Source organism: Methanomassiliicoccales archaeon, assembly GCA_013415695.1.
GTDB lineage: Archaea > Thermoplasmatota > Thermoplasmata > Methanomassiliicoccales > JAAEEP01 > JAAEEP01.
This window is the reverse complement of the sequence record JAAEEP010000011.1, coordinates 61,808-82,845: the sequence shown is the minus strand read 5'-3', so window position 1 is coordinate 82,845 and position 21,038 is coordinate 61,808. Positions and strand designations below refer to the sequence as shown.

Annotated in this window: 21 protein-coding genes and 3 tRNA genes; 13 read left to right on the top strand and 11 right to left on the bottom strand. The window is 50.4% G+C overall.

The genetic code is table 11. The features are described 5' to 3' along the window. The first annotated feature begins 3 nt into the window (after positions 1-3). The 6 genes from GKC03_06800 to GKC03_06775 all read left to right on the top strand — a co-directional run bounded on the left by GKC03_06800 (position 4) and on the right by GKC03_06775 (position 4,414). Entirely contained in the window at positions 4-1,260 is a 1,257-nt protein-coding gene (locus tag GKC03_06800) for an amidohydrolase family protein (GenBank protein ID NYT12240.1), read from the top strand. Next, the gene (locus GKC03_06795; protein ID NYT12239.1) at positions 1,244-2,362 is read left to right on the top strand and encodes a YkgJ family cysteine cluster protein; all 1,119 of its coding nucleotides are present in this window, start codon (positions 1,244-1,246) and stop codon (positions 2,360-2,362) included. Before GKC03_06800 ends, GKC03_06795 begins: the two co-directional genes overlap by 17 nt. Positions 2,363-2,430: 68 nt before the next feature. Further along, positions 2,431-2,646 carry a small nuclear ribonucleoprotein gene (locus GKC03_06790; GenBank protein NYT12238.1) on the top strand — a complete coding sequence of 72 codons (216 nt, stop codon included), beginning with the start codon at positions 2,431-2,433 and terminating at the stop codon, positions 2,644-2,646. 12 nt (positions 2,647-2,658) lie between these two features. After that, a complete protein-coding gene (locus GKC03_06785) occupies positions 2,659-2,826 on the top strand; it encodes a 50S ribosomal protein L37e (protein ID NYT12237.1) in 168 nt (55 codons plus the stop codon). 17 nt (positions 2,827-2,843) lie between these two features. Continuing rightward, positions 2,844-4,250 (top strand): amidophosphoribosyltransferase, encoded by a 1,407-nt coding sequence (gene purF / locus GKC03_06780; protein NYT12236.1) that lies wholly within the window; start codon positions 2,844-2,846, stop codon positions 4,248-4,250. A gap of 91 nt (positions 4,251-4,341) precedes the next feature. Beyond that, positions 4,342-4,414 (top strand) — tRNA-Ala (locus GKC03_06775). A 263-nt stretch (positions 4,415-4,677) separates the two neighbouring features. Here the strand turns inward: GKC03_06775 and GKC03_06770 are convergent. Both GKC03_06770 and GKC03_06765 read right to left on the bottom strand, forming a co-directional pair. Then, positions 4,678-4,986 carry a hypothetical protein gene (locus GKC03_06770; GenBank protein ID NYT12235.1) on the bottom strand — a complete coding sequence of 103 codons (309 nt, stop codon included), beginning with the start codon at positions 4,984-4,986 and terminating at the stop codon, positions 4,678-4,680. Positions 4,987-5,178: 192 nt separating this feature from the next. Further along, positions 5,179-5,628, bottom strand: a complete 450-nt coding sequence (locus GKC03_06765; protein ID NYT12234.1) for a CBS domain-containing protein — start codon at positions 5,626-5,628, stop codon at positions 5,179-5,181. A gap of 254 nt (positions 5,629-5,882) precedes the next feature. On the opposite strand from GKC03_06765, the gene GKC03_06760 reads away from it, so the two are divergent. Together GKC03_06760 and GKC03_06755 are read left to right on the top strand one after the other, a co-directional pair. Continuing rightward, the gene (locus GKC03_06760) at positions 5,883-8,642 is read left to right on the top strand and encodes an HAD-IC family P-type ATPase (GenBank protein NYT12233.1); all 2,760 of its coding nucleotides are present in this window, start codon (positions 5,883-5,885) and stop codon (positions 8,640-8,642) included. Positions 8,643-8,868: 226 nt separating this feature from the next. Continuing rightward, positions 8,869-9,033 (top strand): hypothetical protein, encoded by a 165-nt coding sequence (locus GKC03_06755; GenBank protein ID NYT12232.1) that lies wholly within the window; start codon positions 8,869-8,871, stop codon positions 9,031-9,033. A 52-nt stretch (positions 9,034-9,085) separates the two neighbouring features. On the opposite strand, the gene GKC03_06750 is transcribed toward GKC03_06755, so the two are convergent. Then, positions 9,086-9,361 (bottom strand): Rieske 2Fe-2S domain-containing protein, encoded by a 276-nt coding sequence (locus GKC03_06750; GenBank protein NYT12231.1) that lies wholly within the window; start codon positions 9,359-9,361, stop codon positions 9,086-9,088. A 202-nt stretch (positions 9,362-9,563) separates the two neighbouring features. Between GKC03_06750 and GKC03_06745 the strand changes: the two genes are divergently transcribed. Continuing rightward, positions 9,564-10,463, top strand: coding sequence for an amidohydrolase (locus tag GKC03_06745; protein ID NYT12230.1), 900 nt, complete (start codon positions 9,564-9,566; stop codon positions 10,461-10,463). A gap of 17 nt (positions 10,464-10,480) precedes the next feature. Here GKC03_06745 and GKC03_06740 read toward each other — a convergent pair whose 3' ends face one another. After that, complete coding sequence (locus GKC03_06740) at positions 10,481-11,050, bottom strand: nitroreductase (protein ID NYT12229.1); 570 nt, start codon at positions 11,048-11,050, stop codon at positions 10,481-10,483. Between the two features lie 104 nt (positions 11,051-11,154). On the opposite strand from GKC03_06740, the gene GKC03_06735 reads away from it, so the two are divergent. The 3 genes from GKC03_06735 to GKC03_06725 all read left to right on the top strand — a co-directional run bounded on the left by GKC03_06735 (position 11,155) and on the right by GKC03_06725 (position 12,227). Further along, the gene (locus GKC03_06735) at positions 11,155-11,706 is read left to right on the top strand and encodes a hypothetical protein (GenBank protein NYT12228.1); all 552 of its coding nucleotides are present in this window, start codon (positions 11,155-11,157) and stop codon (positions 11,704-11,706) included. A 48-nt stretch (positions 11,707-11,754) separates the two neighbouring features. Then, positions 11,755-11,874 (top strand) — tRNA-Arg (locus GKC03_06730). A gap of 181 nt (positions 11,875-12,055) precedes the next feature. Then, positions 12,056-12,227: transfer RNA gene (locus GKC03_06725), tRNA-Trp, on the top strand. Positions 12,228-12,968: 741 nt separating this feature from the next. On the opposite strand, the gene GKC03_06720 is transcribed toward GKC03_06725, so the two are convergent. The 7 genes from GKC03_06720 to GKC03_06690 all read right to left on the bottom strand — a co-directional run bounded on the left by GKC03_06720 (position 12,969) and on the right by GKC03_06690 (position 19,607). After that, positions 12,969-14,081 carry a hypothetical protein gene (locus tag GKC03_06720; GenBank protein NYT12227.1) on the bottom strand — a complete coding sequence of 371 codons (1,113 nt, stop codon included), beginning with the start codon at positions 14,079-14,081 and terminating at the stop codon, positions 12,969-12,971. Further along, positions 14,068-14,568 carry a hypothetical protein gene (locus GKC03_06715; GenBank protein NYT12226.1) on the bottom strand — a complete coding sequence of 167 codons (501 nt, stop codon included), beginning with the start codon at positions 14,566-14,568 and terminating at the stop codon, positions 14,068-14,070. Before GKC03_06715 ends, GKC03_06720 begins: the two co-directional genes overlap by 14 nt. A gap of 101 nt (positions 14,569-14,669) precedes the next feature. Continuing rightward, positions 14,670-15,326 carry an NAD(P)/FAD-dependent oxidoreductase gene (locus GKC03_06710; protein ID NYT12225.1) on the bottom strand — a complete coding sequence of 219 codons (657 nt, stop codon included), beginning with the start codon at positions 15,324-15,326 and terminating at the stop codon, positions 14,670-14,672. A 52-nt stretch (positions 15,327-15,378) separates the two neighbouring features. Continuing rightward, a complete protein-coding gene (locus tag GKC03_06705; GenBank protein NYT12224.1) occupies positions 15,379-16,323 on the bottom strand; it encodes a hypothetical protein in 945 nt (314 codons plus the stop codon). Positions 16,324-16,369: 46 nt separating this feature from the next. Beyond that, positions 16,370-17,971 (bottom strand): citramalate synthase, encoded by a 1,602-nt coding sequence (locus GKC03_06700; protein NYT12223.1) that lies wholly within the window; start codon positions 17,969-17,971, stop codon positions 16,370-16,372. Positions 17,972-18,025: 54 nt separating this feature from the next. Next, complete coding sequence (locus GKC03_06695; GenBank protein NYT12222.1) at positions 18,026-19,033, bottom strand: homoserine dehydrogenase; 1,008 nt, start codon at positions 19,031-19,033, stop codon at positions 18,026-18,028. A 1-nt stretch (position 19,034) separates the two neighbouring features. After that, positions 19,035-19,607, bottom strand: a complete 573-nt coding sequence (locus tag GKC03_06690) for a hypothetical protein (protein NYT12221.1) — start codon at positions 19,605-19,607, stop codon at positions 19,035-19,037. A gap of 84 nt (positions 19,608-19,691) precedes the next feature. Here GKC03_06690 and GKC03_06685 point away from each other — a divergent pair, with 84 nt between their 5' ends. Beyond that, a complete protein-coding gene (locus GKC03_06685; protein NYT12220.1) occupies positions 19,692-21,035 on the top strand; it encodes a hypothetical protein in 1,344 nt (447 codons plus the stop codon). Positions 21,036-21,038 lie beyond the last annotated feature (3 nt).

The following is a 21,038-nucleotide window of genomic DNA, read 5'->3' as shown; positions in this document are numbered from 1 at the left end:
CTGATGGAACTGACCTTGGAGGGCAGAGTTCTAATAGGCGATCAGTTGGTGAAATGCTGTATCGGCGTGAAGGACGGAAAGATCGTCGAGATCAAGAAGATAATGAGGTGGGAGGAGCATCTAGATTTCAAAGACATGCTCATTCTTCCGGGCGGTGTGGATATCCACGTTCACATGCGCGAACCCGGTCTCACAGCGAAGGAGGATTTCTCATCAGGGACCAAGGCGGCCGCCTTCGGGGGCATCACATGTGTGATGGACATGCCGAACACCATTCCCCCGACCACCACCATTAGGGCGGTGGAAGACAAGCTGGACATCGCGTCAAGGAAGGCATGGGTGGACTTCGGTATATTCGCGGGGTGCACTCCGGGGGTGGATCCGACCCGTTTGGACAAAGGTGTGGTGGGATACAAGCTATACATGGGATCCACGACAGGCGATCTTCTCGTCACCGAAGATGACGATATCAAGAAAGTACTGGAATCGATCAAGGAGAGCGGGAGCGTGCTCTCGGTCCACGCTGAGGACCAGGCCTGGTTGAGAAATGAGCCGACTTGGGATTTGGAAGGACACGCCTCGAATCGGCCTTATCAGGCAGAGACCACGGCCATCGAGAGATTGTCCTCATTTTCGCAGTACGAGAAGATCAACATCTGCCACATTTCCTCCAAGCAGGGACTGGAGCTACTCTCAAATTTACCTTTCACAAAGGAGGTGACACCTCACCACCTGCTGCTGAGCAGCAAGAAGGACCTCGGTGCAATGGGTAAGGCGAATCCCCCTCTCAGGAGCGAAGCCAACAGAAAGGAGCTCTTCGAGGCGTTCAAGGAAGGGAGTTTCGATATCCTGGCCTCGGATCATGCCCCCCATACATTCGCCGAGAAGGAGGACGAATTCGATTACGCTCCTTCCGGAATACCTGGTGTGGAGACGTCTCTCCCTCTCATGCTACTCTTGGTCAAAAAGGGCATTATTGACCTTCCAATGCTGGTCAGAATGGCCTCTTACCGACCCGCCCTTCTCTTCAATCTTAATAAGGGGTATATCGACGTTGGCATGGACGCTGATCTCATGGTAGTGGATCCAAGGATAGTATCTACCATCAAGGGCGACAGGCTCCACAGTAGATGTGGCTGGACGCCTTATGAGGGGTGGGAGTCGATATTCCCCTATTCAGTAATGGTAAGGGGCAGAATGGTGGTCGATGAAGGAGTATTCATGGGAGAGAGGGTAGGCAGGAATGTCGTCGGAGTTTGAGGTGGACCTGTCCGAGCTGGAAGGAAGGAGATTCGATTGCATCGACGGATGTGAGCTGTGTTGTCTATGCCAGCCCGAGGTGATGGCCGAGGAGGCTCCTTTCTTCAGGAAGAATCATCCTGAAAGATTGGTATGGATCGATGATCCATACGAGCACCTGACCATAGCTACCAAGGAGGTTGGTGGACCTTGCACATTCCTAGAGAGCGGAAGGTGTAAGGTGTACGACCACAGGCCCAGATTCTGCCGCCAGTATCCGTTCCACTTGTATCTGGGGGAAAGATTGCAGGTGGAGCTGGACCTTTCATGCAGGGGTGTCTGGTTGGACAGAGGAGAAGAGGCGATCGCCATTGCCCGAGATCTGATTTCCACCAGGGAGAAGCAGCTTCTGCAATTTCTTTCCCAGACAGGAGATGTCTATGCTGAGTTCTGGACAAACTGTGATATCGCTGGAGTGGTCACAGACATCACTCACATAAGAGACACTATCGAGAATGAGATCGGAAAGGGATTAGAAATATCAATCCTGGCCAGGATGCTTGAATCATCTGCAGACGAAGGGGAGGTTGAGCTACCTCTCAATGCAAAGGCTCTGTTGAATAATGAGAAACTTGACCTGGAGATAGCGGTCATGGAGAGCGCGCTTGCCTCCTTGGAGTCCGATTCACCCTATTCAGCCCCTGTATACTGCGATCCCACTGGAAAGTGGCATATTTTCGTCGTGAGGGAGGACGGGATCCACTGGCAGGTGATGGACAGGGATGGCGACCTCCACTATATGGATTCAATAGATCCCATGAGCGTCAGCATTGTGGATTCCAAATTGACAAGAACATCTGTATTGCGAGATTACCTTCGGACCCTGAACCGCAGGGACAGCTTCCTCGGGTACGTCTGTTACCTTGAGGACCTATACGGGTACGAAGACTACCTTTCGAACACTTATCTCGGAGCCTTCTCCACCACAGCATTAGACCTTCTTTGGAGGACCACACTTCTAGGGAATGTCTTCGGGATCATCGGTGAGGATCTCATGAGGGAAGGGGTGATCTACTACGATATGGATAGGCTGGGTGCCCCCACTATCGGTGCTTTCTACTGACTCCAAAATGTCCAGGAATAACAAACTTCAAATACTGTACGGTCAATCGGGCAACCGGTGTTTATTGCATGCAGAAGCCTCTTTCGGTTCTTAACCAGGCGATTACCAAACATGTGATCGTTGAGCTCAAGGCGGGCAGGGAATATAGAGGTATACTTGACGGATATGATCCTCATATGAACCTTGTCCTGAAAAACGCCGAAGAGTTCGTCAGGAACGAACCAATCAGAAAGCTCGACATCGCCATCGTTAGAGGCGACAACGTGATTTACATTTCACCTTAGGAGTTGTGATTCATGGGAAAAGGGACCCCCTCGATGGGAAAGCGAGCTAGCAAGAAGACCCACGCTCCTTGCAGGCGCTGCGGGAAGCATTCGTACAATCTAAGGAAGGGTTTCTGCGCCTCGTGCGGTTACGGAAAGACCGCGAAAATGCGCTCCTATAATTGGGCGAAGACTCATTAGTCATGGAGGTGAGGGCGATGGACGACCGGCCCAAGCACAGTTGCGGGGTTGTTGCCATGGCACTCAACTCCGACGTCAATCTATTTCTAAAGAAAGGCTTAAGAGCCATCCAACACCGTGGCCAGGAAAGCACAGGCATCGCCGTTTTCAACGGAGGCATCAAGTATATCAGAGGGATGGGACTGGTGCACGAAGTGCTGTGCGGTAGGGAGTTCTCCATGCTCAAGGGAAATGTGGGCATCGGTCATGTCCGGTACTCAACTTCCGGAACTTCCTCCGTCCAGAATTGCCAGCCTATGGTGGTCACTACCTCCGCAGGTGAGTTGGCGATCGCTCATAATGGGGACATAGTCAATTCTGAAAAGCTCAGGAAGAAGCTGCAGGCAGATGGATGGGCGTTCCTGACGGATACCGACTCCGAGATCATCATAAGAATTCTAGCCAACGAACTCGTGGAGGCTGGCGAACCCTTCAAAGCCATCAAGAACACCATGCGCAAGCTGGATGGGGCCTACTCAATCACCCTCATGATAGAGAATCGGGTGTTTGGAGTAAGGGATCCCATGGGCTTTCGTCCCCTAGCGATCGGCTCGCTATCCGATGGCTATGGCATCGCATCGGAGGATTCAGCCTTCGACATTCTCAAAGGCAATTTCATCCGGGACGTCGCACCGGGTGAGATCGTAGAGATCACCTCAGAGGGATTTAGTTCAGCTAAGTCACCAGGCACCGCAAATGCGGCGACCTGCATGTTCGAGTGGGTATACTTCGCTCGCCCTGATTCCACCATCGACGGCCTAGAAGTATTCCAGGCCAGGAAGAATGTCGGAAGGCAGCTGGCGAGAGAACAGCCCGCCGAAGCCGACGTGGTCATTTCAGTTCCCGACTCTGGAAGAGGTCACGCTGTCGGGTACTCAGAGGAGTCCGGCATCAAGTACGACGAGGGATTGATGAAGAACCGGTACGTTGAACGGACCTTCATACTTCCTGACCAAGCGGATAGGGAGGAGAGCGTTGCCCTGAAGCTCAATCCCATCAAGAGCACGGTCAAGGGCAAGAGAGTGGTGCTGGTAGACGACTCTATAGTAAGGGGTACGACGCTTCGTAAGATTGTCCAGATGGTACGGAGGGCAGGCGCGAAGGAGATCCATGTCCGGATCGGCTGCCCGCCAATAAGGGCTCCCTGCTACTATGGTGTGGACATGAAGACTCGTGATCAGTTCGTCGCCACCAACAAGAGCGTGGATGAGATCGCCCGAGAGATTACCGCTGACACGCTCGGCTACACGAGCATCGAGGGTCTGGTGAAAGCGCTTGGAAAGCCCCAGAGCGATCTGTGTCTTGCTTGTCTCACTGGAGAGTATCCCACCAATATCCCTGGAGAGAAGATGCGCTTCCAGCAGCGTCTCGACATTGATTACTAAAATCGATGCATTGTATCGGTTGAAGTAACGACCAGTCGAAGGCTGGGGATGGTAAGGTTTAATTATCGGAACCCCTTTGCCCAGTTCTCAAGGGCCGGTAGATCAGCTGGAAGATCGCTACCTTGGCATGGTAGAGGCCGCGAGTTCAAATCTCGCCCGGTCCACTTCCATAACATCCAGACATTAATTCTTCTATTTCAATAAAATTGTTTTTGCTTTTTTCGGCCTGGAAACCTATCCAGGCGGTTTCGATCCTGTGAAGGGCCGTGCCGCGACGTATCCGTGCGTAATACTTCTGCGTTGTGGCGATGTTCGTATGCCCCAAGACCGAGGAAACATCCGGTAGGGGGGAGGGATCCCTATCAATAATCCTCTGGGCGAATGTCGGCCTGAAATCCTTGGTGCGGAATTCTATGCCCGAGATCTCCTACACGTTCTTCTTCAGCTTTCTGAGATGGTTGGAGCTGAAGAACCTGGGTTCTCCCTTGTAATGGAGGTTCGGGATCAACGGTTTCGCCTTCTTGATCCCCTTGGACTCAAGATAATCCCCCCGGATGATCTTCCTAGCCCGATCCTCGATATCAGTAAAAGATACTTGTCCATCCAACCTCGCATCTCTCAGGACGCGAAACCGCCTTTTATATGAGGAGAGTTCATTCTTCATCTTACCAGTGGCTACAAGGCGGTAGAATATCTTACGAACGGTCAGCTTCATATCTGGATACTGTCTGATCACCGATTGGGCATCGTTGAGAAGGGTGAGAGTCTTCCTTTTATCTAATCAGAGCCTCCCCTCCTGAGTCGAGGACACCGCCTTGGGTCACAAATCCTCATCTCGTTCCCATCTTGAGACAAGAGTCAGTGTCTCGAGCTATGATGTGTGTAGAGGTATCGCCATCAGAGAAATGATGTCAAAGGTAACTATTTCTCAAGGAATTCGAGATCCTCCCTCCTCGTCACCCATCTCCAGGCATCTCACCACGTCCTTTCTTGACACCATCCCGACTAGCTTGCCATTATCCACCACGGGAAGGCTCCGCAGACTGAACTCGACCATGTATTCAATCGCCCTCTTCACTGTGTCATCGACCTCAAGTGATATTGTCGCCTTCCTCATGACGTCCCCTACATTCTCAGCGTAGATCATGTCCAAGTAAGCGGTTCTGCGGAACTCAAGACCTAGGCTGAAGGCCTTGAGAAGATTGAGCTTCGTGACTATGCCTATGAGCCTACCGTTCTCCTCGACCGGGAAGGAGTTGAAATCGTACTTCTCAAACATATCTACGAGTTCCCTGATGCTCTGATCCTTGCTGACAGAGATGACCTCCCTGGTCATTATCTCTGCCACTCTGGAGTCACATATCCATCTCTCTACCATTCTATCCCTCGGCATTTTGAGTGTGATCCAAATAGCGATCGACATAAATATGTATATGTTGTATGAAAAGATGGGCCCTGGTTCATTAATGCGGTTCATATGATGGGAATCAATTCTGATGCAGGTCACTGGTTGGCGATAATGAATAATTTTTATATATCAAGGGATGAAATATTTATCGCCTTCATCTGTGATTGTACCGCCTTCGGAGAATCAGCGGATGACGGCTATCGGTTTCAAATGGAGTTGCTTATTTGGAAGAGGGGCTGACGTGGCATGATCGATCAGTCGAAGAATCACTAGATAAGCTGGGCACAAGCAGGCTGGGCCTGACTAACAAGGAAAGAGAGAGACGCCTGAAAGAATACGGTCCAAATGAGCTGGAAGAGAAGGATAGGGTACGCAAGATCGACATACTTCTGGCCCAGCTCAAGAACCCTCTGAACCTGGTTCTGGTCGTGGCCGCGGTAGTGTCATACCTTGGCGGGAAGACGATCGATACTATCGTCATAGCGGTGATCATTGCCTTCAATGCCATCATGGGCTTCGTACAGGAGTACAAGGCGGAGAGGGCAGTCGAGTCACTCAGATCCATGGTTTCTCAAGAGGTGGATGTGATAAGGATATGTGATGAAGATACACATCAGGAGTGCCATGAGATCAGGATGAAGGCCAGCAATCTGGTCCCGGGAGATCTCATCCTGATTGAGGCGGGGGACAAGGTCCAGGCGGATTGCCGCCTGCTTGAGGCCATGAACCTGGAGGTGGACGAAGCATTCCTCACAGGTGAGTCCACCACCGTGAGGAAATCAACAGAGCCACTTGACAAGGACACTCCGGTGGCTGAGCGGAAGAACATCATTTTCTCGGGCAGCAGCATCACTCAGGGCAGAGGGAAGGCGGTGGTCTTCGCCACTGGAATGAGAACGGAGATTGGGATGATCGCAGGGCTCATCCGGGAGTCCGAGAGGGGCGAAGCCCCCATTCAGAGAAGGACCAAGGACCTTAGCATCAAGCTGGGTTCATTAGCCGTTCTGGCAAGCGTTTTGACGCTCACCATTGGTCTCCTCCGTGGCTTTGAATTCTTCGAGATACTGGCATTCTCCCTTGCCGCTGCCGTCTCCGCCATACCTGAGGGGCTGCTGGTGGTCATGACGATCGCCCTGTCCATCGGGGCATACAGAATGGTTCGTCGAAATGCCCTGATCAGAAGGCTCAACGCGGTGGAGACCCTAGGTTCGGTGACGGCGATATGCAGTGACAAGACTGGCACACTCACGACCAATCAGATGACCGCTAGGCGCGTGCTCGCCGACGGAAAGGAGATAGAGATTACCGGGGTTGGCTTCGCCTCAGAGGGCTCGTTTCAGGTGAACGGTAAGATGATCGAGGTGGAGGGAAACTCGGCCCTCATCACGCTGCTCAGGGGGGTCGTTCTATGCAACGATGCCCGTCTCAGGCAGCATGAGGTTGAGGGTGAGATCAGATGGGAAGTGATAGGGGACCCAACAGAGGGTGCCTTGATCGTGGCCGCCGAGAAGGCCTCCATGCACCAGGATGAGATCAGGGAAGATTATCACAGGATCGATGAGATTCCATTCAATCCAGCCAAGCGGTTCATGGTGACCTTTCATCAATCCTCTGATGAGATAATCTCCTTTGCCAAGGGGGCCCCTGAGGCGATTCTGGATATTTGCTCTTCCATCCTCTTGAACGGCCAGATCCAGGATTTCAGCGATGACATGAAGGAGGAGGTGATAGAGAAGGGGCAGGATATGGCCTCCAGCGCCTTGAGGGTTCTGGGGGTGGCCTATCGAGATCTCGACAGAAAGGATCTGGAGGATTGCAAGGACATAATCAACGAAGGAAAGGGGGACATGATATTCTTGGGCCTTATCGGAATGATTGACCCTCCAAGGAGGGAGGCCCGGGAGTCGGTCAGGCTTTGCAGGACGGCCGGCATCAGGGTCATCATGTCTACCGGAGATCATAAGAATACCGCAGAGGCGATTGCCAAGGAGATAGGCATTCTGGATCCAGGGGACGAGGCGGTCACTGGTGCAGAGCTCGATTCCCTCACTGACGATGAGCTCGATATTATTGAAAGAACCACAGTCTTTGCCAGGGTCTCACCCGAGCACAAGAACAGAATTGTCAACGCTCTCAAGGCCAAAGGCCATGTGGTGGCCATGACCGGCGATGGTGTGAACGACGCACCCGCACTGAAATCATCCAATATCGCGATCGCGATGGGGATCACCGGCACCGATGTCACGAAGGAGGTGGCGGACATGATACTCACCGATGATAACTTCGCAAGCATCGTGAACGCCGTGGAGGAGGGGCGGGTGGTATTCGAGAACATCAGGAAGGTCGTCAAGTACCTGATCACCACCAACACGGCGGAGATCATTACCATTCTCAGTGCGCTGATTCTGTTTCCCGATCATCCCCTTATACTGACCCCCATCATGATCTTATGGATCAATCTGGTCACCGACGGATTACTGGACAAGACACTGGTTCTGGAGGCCAAGGAGGCGGACATCATGGAGCAGCCGCCCAGGGACCCTCGGGAGAAGATAATCGATCGCCTCATGGTCCGAAATGTGATCATCCTGGGGGTGCTGATGACTGCGATCACCCTCTTCTTCTTCGACAGGGAGATTATGAATGGTGATATTCAAAGGGCGCGAACCTTCGCTTTCGTCACCATGGCGATGTTCCAGGTGTTCAATGGTCTCAATTGCAGGTCCAGGGACAGATCTGCCTTCACTCTGGGGTTCAGGACCAACAAATACCTATTCGTAGCCATGGGAGCGTCCGTCTGCCTGCTGTATCTGGCTACCACCATCCCGATACTGCAGGTTGGTCTTGGGACGGTGGAGCTTCGCCCGATAGATTGGGCAACCATCATCGCCTCCACCAGCACCGTGTTCATTCTGGATGAGATCCGTAAGTTATTCACCAGAAGGAAGGGCAAGACTGAGATGAAAGCGGCTGCAGCACACTGAATCGATCCGATCGCTTCTAGGACCGATCGTGATCACTCATATTGTAATATATTCCGTGTAACGCACCACTGAACATTTGGCTTAATAGCGAAGGCTTCTACAAAGACCAACCTATGCTTACCATGTGATTAAGACAGATAGTGCATATGGAATCTCCAGCCATTCTGGCCGTTCTCAAAAAGGGCTTATGGATGGGGATTCTTTAGGGTGAGCGACAAGCGGGCGAATGAGGGATTCATGGATTTCATTCTGGGGTGGAGTCTCCGCGTTCTTTTTCGACATCAGATGGACGATGCTGTCCTTCGTTTCAGGTGGTTTCCTATTAGCTATGTCCGAGGTCCTCTACAGGAAATATCGAGATGGAATGAGAAAACGCAGGATCATGGGCTAGTGAATTCGGAAGAAGAGTTTGAGTCACGCAGGTCGAATTCCTGAGATCCTTCTTAAAACTCGATATAGATATCTCCGTTCTCCAAGGAGACATCATATGCCTGGAGATTCTTCGCCTTTCCTATCAGGGGCAATTTGACATTCTTCATGACTTCCCCGGTTCTGATGTCGAATTCCGAGCCATGTACGGGACAACAAACGATGAATCCCTCCAAAGTGCCTTTTGAAAGATCTCCTTTCTTGTGAGAGCAGAGCCCCTGTATCGCGTAGAATACATTGTCCATATGGATCAAGAGAATTGTATGGCCTTCGACCTCGATCCGCCTCATACCCGTGCCCTTGAAGTCTTCGGTTCTCCCGATCCGGTTCTTTCCCAAGCGATTCCTCCAGACTTATTAGGTATCTTCAATGATTTCATTTTACCCATTGACGAGATTGAACATGGACAATCGTTCCTAACATCCAAATTTACTATCCATTCAGGAGCAGGTCAGCACGTAATGGATAAATAATCGCACTTCCCTCCCCCGGATGGTCCTCATGATCATCGATTCCCACGTTCACATGTACATCAGGGACATGCAGCCAGATTCAATCGTCGAAGCCTATCTAGCTCCCCTCAAGGCACTTGAGGCGATAATGGACATGGGCGTGGAGGAGGAATTCATCTGGCCCGAGTTCAGAGCGGATGACAACGAGCTGATCAAGGGTATGGATATGGCGGGAGTTGATAAATCCATTATTCTCCCACTTGATCATGGCCTTGTGGAGAAACCCAAGATCGATTTTGAGGAGATGAATCAATGGGTATTCGAACGATCTGAGATTCACCCAGATAGACTCATTCCGTTTGTGGGCATAGACCCTAACCGGGGGGCAAGGGCAATAGAGTTCGTGGAGGAATGTGTTAGAAAGTGGGATGCAAAGGGGGTGAAGGTCTATCCTGCAAACGGCTTCTACCCTCAGGACGAGAATCTTGACGATTTCTGGACCGCCATGGAGGACATGGAACTTGTCGTGATAACACATTCAGGTGCTGCCTGGGGACCGTTGAAGGAAGAGTACTGCCATCCTGCGTTTTATGAGACTGTCCTTGAAAGGCATCCATCGCTTAAGATTGTGATTGCTCACTTGGGCGGAAAGTGGAGAGATGAATCTTACGATCTTCTTGAAAGGTATGACAACGCTTTCGCGGACTGCTCGGCCTTGCAAGGTTGGCTTCCCTCTCAGCCAGATATGGCAATGGAAAGGCTCAAAGAGGTTGCCGAGAAAGCGCCCGATAAGGTGTTCTTCGGGAGCGACTGGCCCGTGTTCGAGCTCTCCTATACTACGAAACAATGGGTGGAGTTCGTCCTTGAGAATAATTGGGCAAATGAAGACGTCAAGGAGAAGCTAATGCATTTGAATGTCCGCAAGATTCTGGACATTTGAGTTTAGTCGAATGCACATCATAGTCTCAGTGGATTTTCCCATTCTCCGTGAAAGAAGATCTCACTAAATGGCTTTCTCTCAGGTCTGACCTCTTCTGAAATCAATTGTTTCTCTGAGAGAAGGGAAGTATCATCGCTTGGGTATCCACATATCACTAGGGCGATGATTACATACTCATCCGGGATCGATAGCGCTTCCCTGATTATCTCTGGTTTATATCCAGCAATAGGATGGGCAATAATGCCCATCTCAGTGGCGGCAAGTAGCATCTGGCCAACTGCGAGGCCACAGTCAAAAAGGAAGTAATTTCTTCTGTCTGACAGTCTGCAATCATCCTCGGGATTGGCAGTGATCACCATGATCAAAGGTGCCCTTGTTGCCCAGAGGTTTCCCCTGCTGAGTGCTCCTCGCACCTTTTCCAATGGTTCCTCTTCATCCACGAGCAGCACCCTCCATGGCTGATTGTTGAAGCATGAGGCCGAAAGCCTCAACGCCTTCATCAGAGACTCAATTGAATTGGAGTCTATTGAACCTCCATCCAGAGATCTCCTAGCCCTTCTGGTCTCTATTGCCCTCTCAACATCCATGTTATCTCTATCTATTATGGAGGTGGGAGCAAGAAAATTCTTTCCTGTAGCTAGAATGGAATTGGCGAACAAGGATTAAGTACGAAGAGTCGCGATGCAGACCCATGGCCATCGAGGAACTGATCGCCAGTCCTATGCCAGAGATAGCATTGCTCGCGGGTGGGTTGCTCGCCATCATCATTGCCATCTTGGGAAGTAGCAAGAAAACGCGCCTCGACGAGGTCGCCATCGTACTCGCGTTCTTTGTCGGCATATTCATGATAGCTCTCGCCATACTCGAGATCGCATACGGTGATGTTCCGATCTCAACAGTCATCGTGCTCGGTATTTTAGGCTTCTCACTGTTCTCCAGAGGTTTCAAGAAGATCAAATGGGCCTTCATCATCAGCATCTTGATAGCAGGAGGGATCGGCCTATTGCTCAATCATCTGGCAACGACCTTCTCCCTGGAATTCCTAAGCCTAACAGTGATATTGATCATTGTTTTCGTGATCTTCATCGTCCTATTCCTGATCCTGAAAGCAATTGAAACGACGGTAAGATTCACGGGGGCGGTTGTAAGCTTCCGTCCCATAATGTTAGTTGGCGGTTTGCTAGCTGTCTTGGAAGCAGTACTATTGTTCATGGGAACCTCAATATCAGGGCTGCTGGGCTAGGTTGAAATGGGATATATTTAAATTGGATAAGGAACATGGCAGGCAAGCGGGCTCGTGGCTTAGCCTGGACATAGCGCTGGCCTTCTATCGTGCCTTGGCACGGAAGCGAGCCAGACGTCTCGGGTTCGAAACTCTCTTTGGAGAGCGAAATTCCCGACGGGCCCGCCAAACCATGAAAAGTTTGATAAACGACTATATATTCACCGCATTGTATCATTGAGGAATCAAGATGAAGAGAAGCTCACGTGCCTGGAAGAAGCGAGGCAAGCAGCGTTGGAAGTGGCGTAAGAAGAAGATGCGCCGCCGTAAGAGACAGCAGAAGATGCGTAAGAGGTGACGATGATTTGATGGGGGTATGGGGTAACACGGCATCCTCGCGGGCTCCAGTTAATTAGGGATGAATGGAATCGGGTTTGCTGACGGTTGATGAGTAACTGGAGCACTGACCTGATTGATTCACGCGGGGTAGCTCCCTGCGTGGTGGAAACCCGCTGATCTGGGTTCAAATCCCAGTGCCCCCATCTTCCTTCATTAATTATTTTTTCCTAGATATGTTCTATTTCAGTGCTATTGATCAAGCATCCGAAGAACAGACGGGTTTGCGAAGAATGAATGAAAGAATATTCTCTTAAAGGAAATTATGGATTTCATTCTGCAGCGATCCCGCCCTGAGGATTCTCAATCTCGATCTATATGGTAATCTTCTGTCCATGTTATTGTGCATTCTTCACATCGGTCTACCACTGGTAGCAATTCCTAATGGAGTTCAAGCCAATGGAAAAGTTTGCCAGAACTCTCGGATTGGATATTTGAAAAGTGTAGATTCGATAAATATCGATTATCATTTTATATTTAGTTGTAGATTAGTCGGAAGTGGCTTTGATCGTTCACCCATTTCAATAAAGGGTACTATCAAATTCAACCGAATCCCTTGAAAACTCGCAACCTTTCTACACTGCATCAAGAATATCCTTTCGATTATAGTCTTTAATATAAAAATGAAGAATTTGCGGCCTTCATTAAATGTTGATTATAGCAAAAATATATTTTAAGGGGGTTTGCATTTACACTATGGGGAGTCCCCGTGGACCTTCTCCAACTTCCCCACCACTAGTTTTTCGGGGGCTCCTCACACTTTGTGCTGAATACTGTAAGGTCCACGATGAACTACGATGCATCGTTTTGACTTTGCTAGAAGTATTTAATCTCTAATCTACGAAAAAGGTATCCCTAGGTTCTTCGCACAATTGTGAAGGATTTACCTAAATGATATGCTTTAGGTCAACCGCTTGACTGATCTTGCACAAAACATCATGATCCTTTTTGATATCTTTTGAAATATCGGAACCCCCCTCAACTGAGAAACACATCCTCTCCCTCGAATACTCTTCGATGGATTTTCCAGCCCAAGTTCCCTGAAACCTTATACCCAGTCCCTTCAGGGAGATTATTGCGAAATTGATTGATAGATCGTATAGCAGTTCAACAAGCAGCCAAGGATCGAAATCCATGCTCTTGGGTAGATCATATGGATATCTCAGACCCACTGAGGGAATCCTGAATGCCCTGCAGTGTGCTCTTGCTTTGTCATCTGCGGTGACGAAGAGCACATCATTGTCCTGAGCCCTGCAATACTCGGCAACACTCATTACGATGTCTCTGTCCCTCTCTTCCTTGTCATCCTTGAATTTCCCCCCAGATACGCTTATCGAACTGTATTTTTCCTCAATGATCTTGATCTCCGCCTGGGCATTTGCCGCCTTGCGGCCCTTCTTACCAAGGCAGTTGATCAGGTTGCCAGGCAGTCTTTTACCAAGAGCCCTTTCGATGGTGTCAATATCCCTCGAGGTGTACTTGGCTCCGACAGATTTGGAGATCTCTTCTTCCACCAGCGACGGTATCAGCATGGGTATGAGGGACGAATCGAGTCCGCCTTTCCTGCACATCTCGTCCATGAGTGTCAATCTTGAGAAGAGCCTATTGTAGGCGATATTGGTGTCTATGGCAAGCAGCATCTGTCTAGGGAATCGATATGGATCCATTTTCCGTTCCTCGATATTCTTCATTTCCTCTATGAGTTGCATGAACTCTGATGGCTTGATCATAAGAGAGCTTTGGAAAGCGTCCCTTAGGTCGAAGAAGTTCGGTAAGTCGTCTTCCAACCAGTGATTCCCTAACTTCAGTTTGATCTCCGAGACCACCGGGTCGAAGTCCTTTGGCTCTGCAATCCAGGCGATCCTGTTAGTCTCTAGATCCAATTTCAATATCTCCATGTCTAGAAGGTCCGACCGTACTGAAATTCGGGTTCTTCCATGAATCAGAGCCTCGTTCAGAATGGCCATTATGAAGTTCTTCGAAGCCTCAAGCAGCATCATTAGGCCTCCTGTTCTCCTTAGCGATGTCGTGGCAGTGTTGAATGGATAGGGGAATCAGAATGAAAGGACGCGATGCGTTACGAAGCGATTCGATGTATAGATAGAAAATATGGTCGAAAAGACCGATCTTGCCTTCTCGCCATCCTGCAAGCATTGAACCCAGCACAGCTGCCTTTCTGCCAGGAGTCACATCCAAAGCCACTTCGGACCCTTCTTTCCGTTCCGCATCCACCATCTTCTTTACCTTATCGAAGACATCCTCCACATTCCCTCCTTCTACTGCCTCATAGGAAACGTTGGCCTTGGAACCATACTCTTTGAGAAGGGGGATCATCATCTTCCGGACGATCTCGAAGTCCCCTTTGTCCTGTTCCCTCCCCAAGATGTATATCGTATCAGGCACGAATCCGTGGAAGCGGATCATTCCCCAAAGAGAGTTGAATAGCCCCCAGTTGCTGGGGCCCATGAGCGTAATCAGGATTTTCATTTTGAATTCTCCCCGTGATCCTTTGATCGATTATGGATGAATTGACCTGTATACCTAACTTGCGAACCCGATTCATCTGGAGGAATTCATTTCAGTGTAACTCAGAGAACGGCCTTCATGAACTCCTCAAGCCCCATGGTCTCTATGAACCGACCAAGACGTTTTTTCTCTCCACTTTCAATGTAGAAATCGATGATCCGGTCCACTAGTTTCATGGCATCCTCATCCGAAAGATCTTCCGCGATCTGATCGCCTATTCTGGCTCTACCAGAAGCTGAGCCGCCAACGAAAACCTTCCAACCTTTCTTTGTCCCCATCAGGCCGATGTCGCGGACCTTCGACTCGGCGCAGCAGTTGGGACACCCCGATACCGCCATCTTTAGCTTCTGCGGCATCTCCATGCCGTGATACTTCTCATCCAACTTCAACCCGACACCCACGGAATCCTGCATGCCTCTCTTGCAGAAGGTCGTCCCTGGACATATTCTCACGCTACGGACACAAAGGCCAATGGCAGCTCCTGGTTCCATGTCCAGATCACTCCAGGCACCGTCAATGTCATCAGGGTCGATACCCACGATAGCGATTCTCTCCGCAGAGGTTATCTTCAGAGCCTTGGCGTTGTACTTCTCGGCCACGTCAGCGATCTTCCTGAGCTGCTCTGGGCTCACGATCCCCCCAGGTATATGAGGTGCAATTGCGAAGGTCTCCTTGTCCCTCTGGAGGATCGCCCCCTTTTCTGGAATATCATCATCCATTCAATCATCCCCTCTTGAAATTTGAGACGATAGTAGAAATCTCTGCCGATTTCTACTCCATCTTCAATGCTTCCTTCCTGATGGCCGCTTGGGTCTCCTCCGGGCTGAGCACGGTGTTGACCATGTGGATGCTGCACTTCTCCAGCAGCCTCCGGAAGAATCTCTTCCTCAGACCAATCTTCCTCTTGTTCCTGACAAGTTGGTGTGGGTTGCAGAAATCGTGAATCTCAAGGTAGTCCAGAGCCTCCTCTGGGGTCATCTCTACGATCACCTTTGTGTCATTCTTGTCCCTCTTGAGAAGGATGATGTTGTAAATGGTGGTCATGGGTATGACGCTACCTGGGCCGGTCACCCATCTAACGTTCACCACCGCTCTCTCCTGAGCGTCGAATTGGGCTTTGTCCACCAAGCCCTGGAAGTCCTTCCATATCTTCCCTATGTCGGCATCGATGTAGCAATTCTTCTCCGAACCAAAGGCTAGGGGACGCCTTGTGGATAACCTTACAAAGTACCAGTCATCGGTGATGAGGCGGGCTTCCTCCTCGCGAAGCAGGCCCCAAGCATGTGTGGTCTTCCCCGTCTTGGAGGGAGCGATCAAGGAGACCCCTTTCCCTCCAATGTCCACCATGGCTCCGTGCACGGAATATATGTGATGGTTGTCTTCCAGGACATCCCCAGCTATAGCCAGTGCAATGCTCTTTATCCATCCATAGTAATCGAAGTTGAACAGGAAAGCAGTGTTGGTCATGGGATCATATTTCACTCTTGACCCCTCTCCTTCGTCATCCAGGACGACGATCCTGCCATGGGAACGAAGGTTCTCACTCATGGTGTAGAAGTTATCCTCCCATCTGTTCTTTATGTACTCCCTGTCTGTCAGTAGTTTGATGCAAGTGCCATATATCTCCGACTTGGCTGTGTAGAGAAAGCGGTCTCCATAGAGGTCAAAGAGACAATCCTTTTCCTCCGTGGTCATTATCTCAACCGAGTAGACCATTTGAACCCCCAGTATTCAATGCCCCTATCGATAGATAAACGCTACCCTATTGAATCTCCCCTTCCCGTTGACTTCTGAGGAGAATGTACTCGATGGAGTCGATAAGGGCCATCAAACTTGCCTCTATGATGTTGGTGGAGACGCCCACGGTTGTCCACGAGTCATGACCATCGGTGGAACGTATCAACACTCGGACCCTGGCAGCCGTCGCGTCCTTGGCATCGATGACCCTGACCTTGTAATCCATGAGACGGACATATTTTAGGACAGGATAGAATCGTTCCAGAGCCTTTCTCAGCGCTCTATCGAGGGCGTTCACGGGACCGTTCCCGTCGGCTGCGGTGTGCTCAATATCTCCATTGGGATCTATCACCTTGATGCTGGCGTCGGATCTGACCTCGTCTCCTGAAACGTCCACAACGATTCGGAACCCTTCTATTGTGAAGTGTGGCTTGTGTTGCTCCCTGAATCGACGTACAAGGAGTTCGAAGCTGGCGTCCGCCCCTTCGAACTGGAACCCTTCTGATTCCAGTTGCTTCAGGTGATCGAGGATGCTTCTCCCGTTATGCTTCTCCTCCTCGATTCCGAACTCCTTGAGTTTTGCCAGAATGCTCGAGGTCCCTGAGAGTTCAGAAATCAAGACACGCCTGGTATTTCCAACCAGCTTAGGATCGATGTGCTCGTAGGTCCGGGTGTCCCGATTGATCGCGCTCACATGGACCCCGCCCTTGTGAGCGAAAGCACTCTTCCCCACGTAAGGAAGCTTTGAATCGGCAATGACGTTCGCAACTTCCGCGATAAATGAAGAGAGGGATGCCAGACCTTCGAGTCTATCAGCTTTCAATTCTCTCCCCATCTTAATGGCGAGATTGGGCATTATGGAGCAAAGGTTGGCGTTTCCGCATCTTTCACCAAGACCGTTGATGGTTCCCTGCACCATGACTGCCCCCGCATCTACTGCCGCAAGCGAGTTTGCCACGGCGAGTTCACCATCATTGTGTGCGTGTATACCGACAGGAAGCTCGAATCGGGATGAGACCTCATTCACGGCCTTCCTCACCTCCCAAGGAAGAGATCCACCGTTAGTATCACAAAGAACCAGGAATTCCGCCCCACCTCTAACGGCAGCATCAATGACCGACAAGGCATAGGCCTGATTCTTCTTCCAACCGTCCAGGAAATGTTCTGCATCGAATATGACGTGCTTTCCATTAATCTTCAGGTATCGAATCGATTCCTCCACCATACGGAGATTCTCCTTCAGGGTGGTTTGAAGAGCGCTTGTAACCTGCATATCCCAGCTCTTTCCGAAGATCGTCAGCCAGTCCGCTCCAGATTCAAGGAGCGCCAGAATGTTGATATCCTCTTCCGGAGAGGATTCGACCCGCATGGTACTCCCGAAAGCGGTCAGTCTGGTGTGTTTCAGTTCTTCCTTACAGGCTAGCTTGAAGAACACATTATCTTTAGGATTTGATCCTGGCCATCCTCCCTCAACGAAATCTATCCCGAATGAATCGAGTCGTCTGAGAATGTCCAACTTGTCTTCAGTGGAAAAAGAAACTCCTTCTGCCTGGGCGCCGTCCCTCAGTGTGGTATCGTAAATAAGTGTCCCCTTAGGGGGCAATAAATAAATCCCTGCCTTTGTCATTTTTCATCTTCATACCCTCCGGCACGGCAGGCTGCGATATGCTGACCAGATTATTTAACCTTGTTTGTTTCCCTTCATCAGGGCAATCAGATCGCTCAAGACGGCACTAGCAGTCTCCATTTTACCTGCTCCTCGCCCAGCTACTGTTATCTCCCCAGCGATGTCGGTCTTCATCTGCACCATGTTGAGCGTTCCTCCTATGCTCAAGGGATGCCCTATTGGCACCAGTCTGGGTGAGACCTCCAACCTTTCCGCAGAGATCTCGCCTATCAAGCGGATGACCTTCCTCTGACCATTGGAGAGGGAAATGGCTTCCTCGTTGATCCCTCTGATCCCTGTGACCTCAACATCGCTGTATGTCACGTCCATCCCCATGATGGCGTTGGCAAGGATGGCGACCTTGCAGGCGCTGTCGATTCCGTCGATGTCATATGTTGGATCTGATTCAGCGTATCCAAGCTGTTGCGCTTCCTTCAATGCTTGATTGAGCGGGAGCCCTTCCTCCCCCATCCTGCTGAGGATGAAGTTACAGGTTCCATTCAGTATGCCTCGGATCTTGGAGATGCTCTCACCCATTAGTATCTCCCTTGCTACGTTGATGACGGGCATGGCCCCCCCTACCGCTCCCTCGAATCTCAACCTGGAGCCATTTTGCTCCGCGATGTCCGATAGCTCCTTGAACCTCAATGCCAGTGGACCTTTATTGCAGGTTATCACATCCCTACCAGCGGACAATGAAGCACTCATATGACTGAAGGCCGGCTCTCCACTTTCAATATCGGTGGGGGTGACCTCTATGAGCACATCGTGCTCCACTTCATCAACAATTCCAACGGTGTTCCCGCCATGCTTCTCAGAACCGACCATACCCGTAGAGGATTTGATGCGGATGAGCTTTAATGGATCGAGTCCTTCTTTCGAGAGGGCGATTGATCTGGAGTCAAAGACACCAATGATTCTGACACTCTCACCCAGTTCGGATTCCAGATGGTCCCTTTTTGAGGCCAGAACTTCAGCGACGCCCTGTCCCACAACACCAAAACCAGCTATCAGGAGGTCCATGTCAATCCCCCAGTCCCCGAATTACGATGAAACCGGCCCGATTGCCACGTTCCCTGAGGATTGACTCCATCTTCTTCAACCCTTTTCTTGTCCTCATCTTGCCGAAGACCAAAGCCGCCCTTTCATCCTTGGTTGAAGATCCAGCCAGGCGAATGTCCATGGAGTCCATATCTTCAAGTGATTCAAGTCCGTGAGCAATGCTACTCAGCTCGCTGGGAGGTATATTTCCAACCAGCAGGAATTCCATGGGATAGGTCTCGAAAAGGGGTCCCAGGCTGACAATATCTATACCCTTCTTTTCCCAAATCTCCTTCAGCGTTTCCAGCCTAGATTGTGAGCTTATCTCGAAAGTAACATTGACAATGATCCTTCCTCCCAGTACCTTGTCGTGGTGATGGACCACACCCACGATGTTCCCATCCAACGATGAAATGGGTTCAAGCGCTCCCACCAATGTCCCGGGTACGTCCTTTAATCCCAGATCCACATTGACCTTCAAATCAAGGCCTCCAATCCTACGATTCCAGGCCCTTATTGCACTATTGACATTATGGAGCTTTCCCCTCCAGTTCATCAAACAATGATGTAATGGTTTTCATAGGAGTACGGAAAATCTCAAGCATCAACAGCCCCATTCCAATCGTGGAGGTAAGGTCCCTTGGTCGAATTGAGCTTCTTCGGTGGGGTGGGGGAGATCGGAGGTAACAAGATACGTGTTATCTCTTCTGAGAGCCAGATATTTCTTGACTTCGGCAAGAATTTCGCCAGAGAGAAGGAGTATTTCGAGGAACCCTTTCTTAGCCCACGCGAACTTAGGCATCTGATCCACCTCGGAATCCTACCTGACCTACCGGGTATATACAAGGGAGATGACAGTGCCCCTCCCCCCGATGCTGTTGTGGTTTCTCACGCTCACACTGATCACTACGACCCTATTCGCTTCCTGAAGGATGAGATACCGATCATGGGTAGCAAGATGACCAATAACCTTATTCTGGCAAGAGAGTACTGCGGTCTACCCCAGGCCGGGGAATTCATTGCCAAGTTCACCAAGGGCAACGGTAGGCAATGCTGCAAGACTTTCGATGAGATAGGCTCCAAACCCGTGAGAGTGGGAAATTTTGAGATCACCCAATATCCAGTGGATCATTCGATCCCTGGGGCTCGTGGAACCGCCCTGGATGATGGTGAGACCAGAGTTGTGTATACCGGTGACATAAGATTCCACGGTCCAAGAGCGAAGGACTCCATGGATTTTCTGGAATTCACTAGCTCAATGGAGCCGGATGTGCTTATCGTCGAGGGCACTGGTATGCAGGGCTCTCGCATGAACAGGGAAGAGGACGTCCATGCAAAGGCAATGGAAGTCGTCGATCACACAAATGGGTTGGTCCTGGCTGGGTATCCAGTTTTTGACTTCGACCGAATGTCAACCTTTGCCAGTATCGCTGAGGATACGGGAAGGAAGCTTGCAGTTTCAATGAAGCAGGCATTCGCCCTGCTTCATCTCGAGTCCCAGGGCATTCGTCTCCCATTCGACCTGGGGGATCTCGCGGTCTTCGAGCGCTTCAAGCAAGTCCGCTATGCTCATGAGGATGAGGTAGTGAATGCTTGTTCCGATGTGTTGACGGCTGAGGACGTCAACAGGAGACAAGAGGAGATGATAATCACCTTCACTCTCTTCGACATGAACGAATCGATCGACATCGACCCCAAACCCGGAAGTGCATACATTCTTTCCTCGAGCGAGCCTTTCAGTGAGGAGATGTGGATAAGTTACGATCGCCTGCGAAACTGGCTCAAGTACTTAGGCATACCCCTTTACCAGGTGCATGCTTCCGGTCATGCGAGACCTCATGATATCAAGGAGATGGTGAAGAGGGTCTCTCCGAAGGTCGTTGTCCCCATTCACACAGAATGTCCTGAACTCTTCAACCGTTACCTGAGTGATCTTGACGTGGAAGTGTCGATTCCCTCCTACGAGAACAAGATGAGATTCTGATTA

Bases quoted from the DNA above. Each gene is read 5' to 3' on its own strand.
- GKC03_06735 (NYT12228.1), top strand. From the start codon at position 11,155: ATGGCCATCGAGGAACTGATCGCCAGTCCTATGCCAGAGATAGCATTG.
- GKC03_06745 (NYT12230.1), top strand. From the start codon at position 9,564: ATGGTCCTCATGATCATCGATTCCCACGTTCACATGTACATCAGGGAC.
- GKC03_06720 (NYT12227.1), bottom strand. From the start codon at position 14,081: ATGATGCTGCTTGAGGCTTCGAAGAACTTCATAATGGCCATTCTGAAC.
- GKC03_06790 (NYT12238.1), top strand. From the start codon at position 2,431: ATGCAGAAGCCTCTTTCGGTTCTTAACCAGGCGATTACCAAACATGTG.
- GKC03_06695 (NYT12222.1), bottom strand. From the start codon at position 19,033: ATGGACCTCCTGATAGCTGGTTTTGGTGTTGTGGGACAGGGCGTCGCT.
- purF (NYT12236.1), top strand. From the start codon at position 2,844: ATGGACGACCGGCCCAAGCACAGTTGCGGGGTTGTTGCCATGGCACTC.
- GKC03_06795 (NYT12239.1), top strand. From the start codon at position 1,244: ATGTCGTCGGAGTTTGAGGTGGACCTGTCCGAGCTGGAAGGAAGGAGA.
- GKC03_06755 (NYT12232.1), top strand. From the start codon at position 8,869: ATGAGGGATTCATGGATTTCATTCTGGGGTGGAGTCTCCGCGTTCTTT.
- GKC03_06690 (NYT12221.1), bottom strand. From the start codon at position 19,607: ATGAACTGGAGGGGAAAGCTCCATAATGTCAATAGTGCAATAAGGGCC.
- GKC03_06785 (NYT12237.1), top strand. From the start codon at position 2,659: ATGGGAAAAGGGACCCCCTCGATGGGAAAGCGAGCTAGCAAGAAGACC.
- GKC03_06800 (NYT12240.1), top strand. From the start codon at position 4: ATGGAACTGACCTTGGAGGGCAGAGTTCTAATAGGCGATCAGTTGGTG.
- GKC03_06700 (NYT12223.1), bottom strand. From the start codon at position 17,971: ATGACAAAGGCAGGGATTTATTTATTGCCCCCTAAGGGGACACTTATT.
- GKC03_06705 (NYT12224.1), bottom strand. From the start codon at position 16,323: ATGGTCTACTCGGTTGAGATAATGACCACGGAGGAAAAGGATTGTCTC.
- GKC03_06710 (NYT12225.1), bottom strand. From the start codon at position 15,326: ATGGATGATGATATTCCAGAAAAGGGGGCGATCCTCCAGAGGGACAAG.
- GKC03_06765 (NYT12234.1), bottom strand. From the start codon at position 5,628: ATGGTAGAGAGATGGATATGTGACTCCAGAGTGGCAGAGATAATGACC.
- GKC03_06740 (NYT12229.1), bottom strand. From the start codon at position 11,050: ATGGATGTTGAGAGGGCAATAGAGACCAGAAGGGCTAGGAGATCTCTG.
- GKC03_06750 (NYT12231.1), bottom strand. From the start codon at position 9,361: ATGAGGCGGATCGAGGTCGAAGGCCATACAATTCTCTTGATCCATATG.
- GKC03_06715 (NYT12226.1), bottom strand. From the start codon at position 14,568: ATGAAAATCCTGATTACGCTCATGGGCCCCAGCAACTGGGGGCTATTC.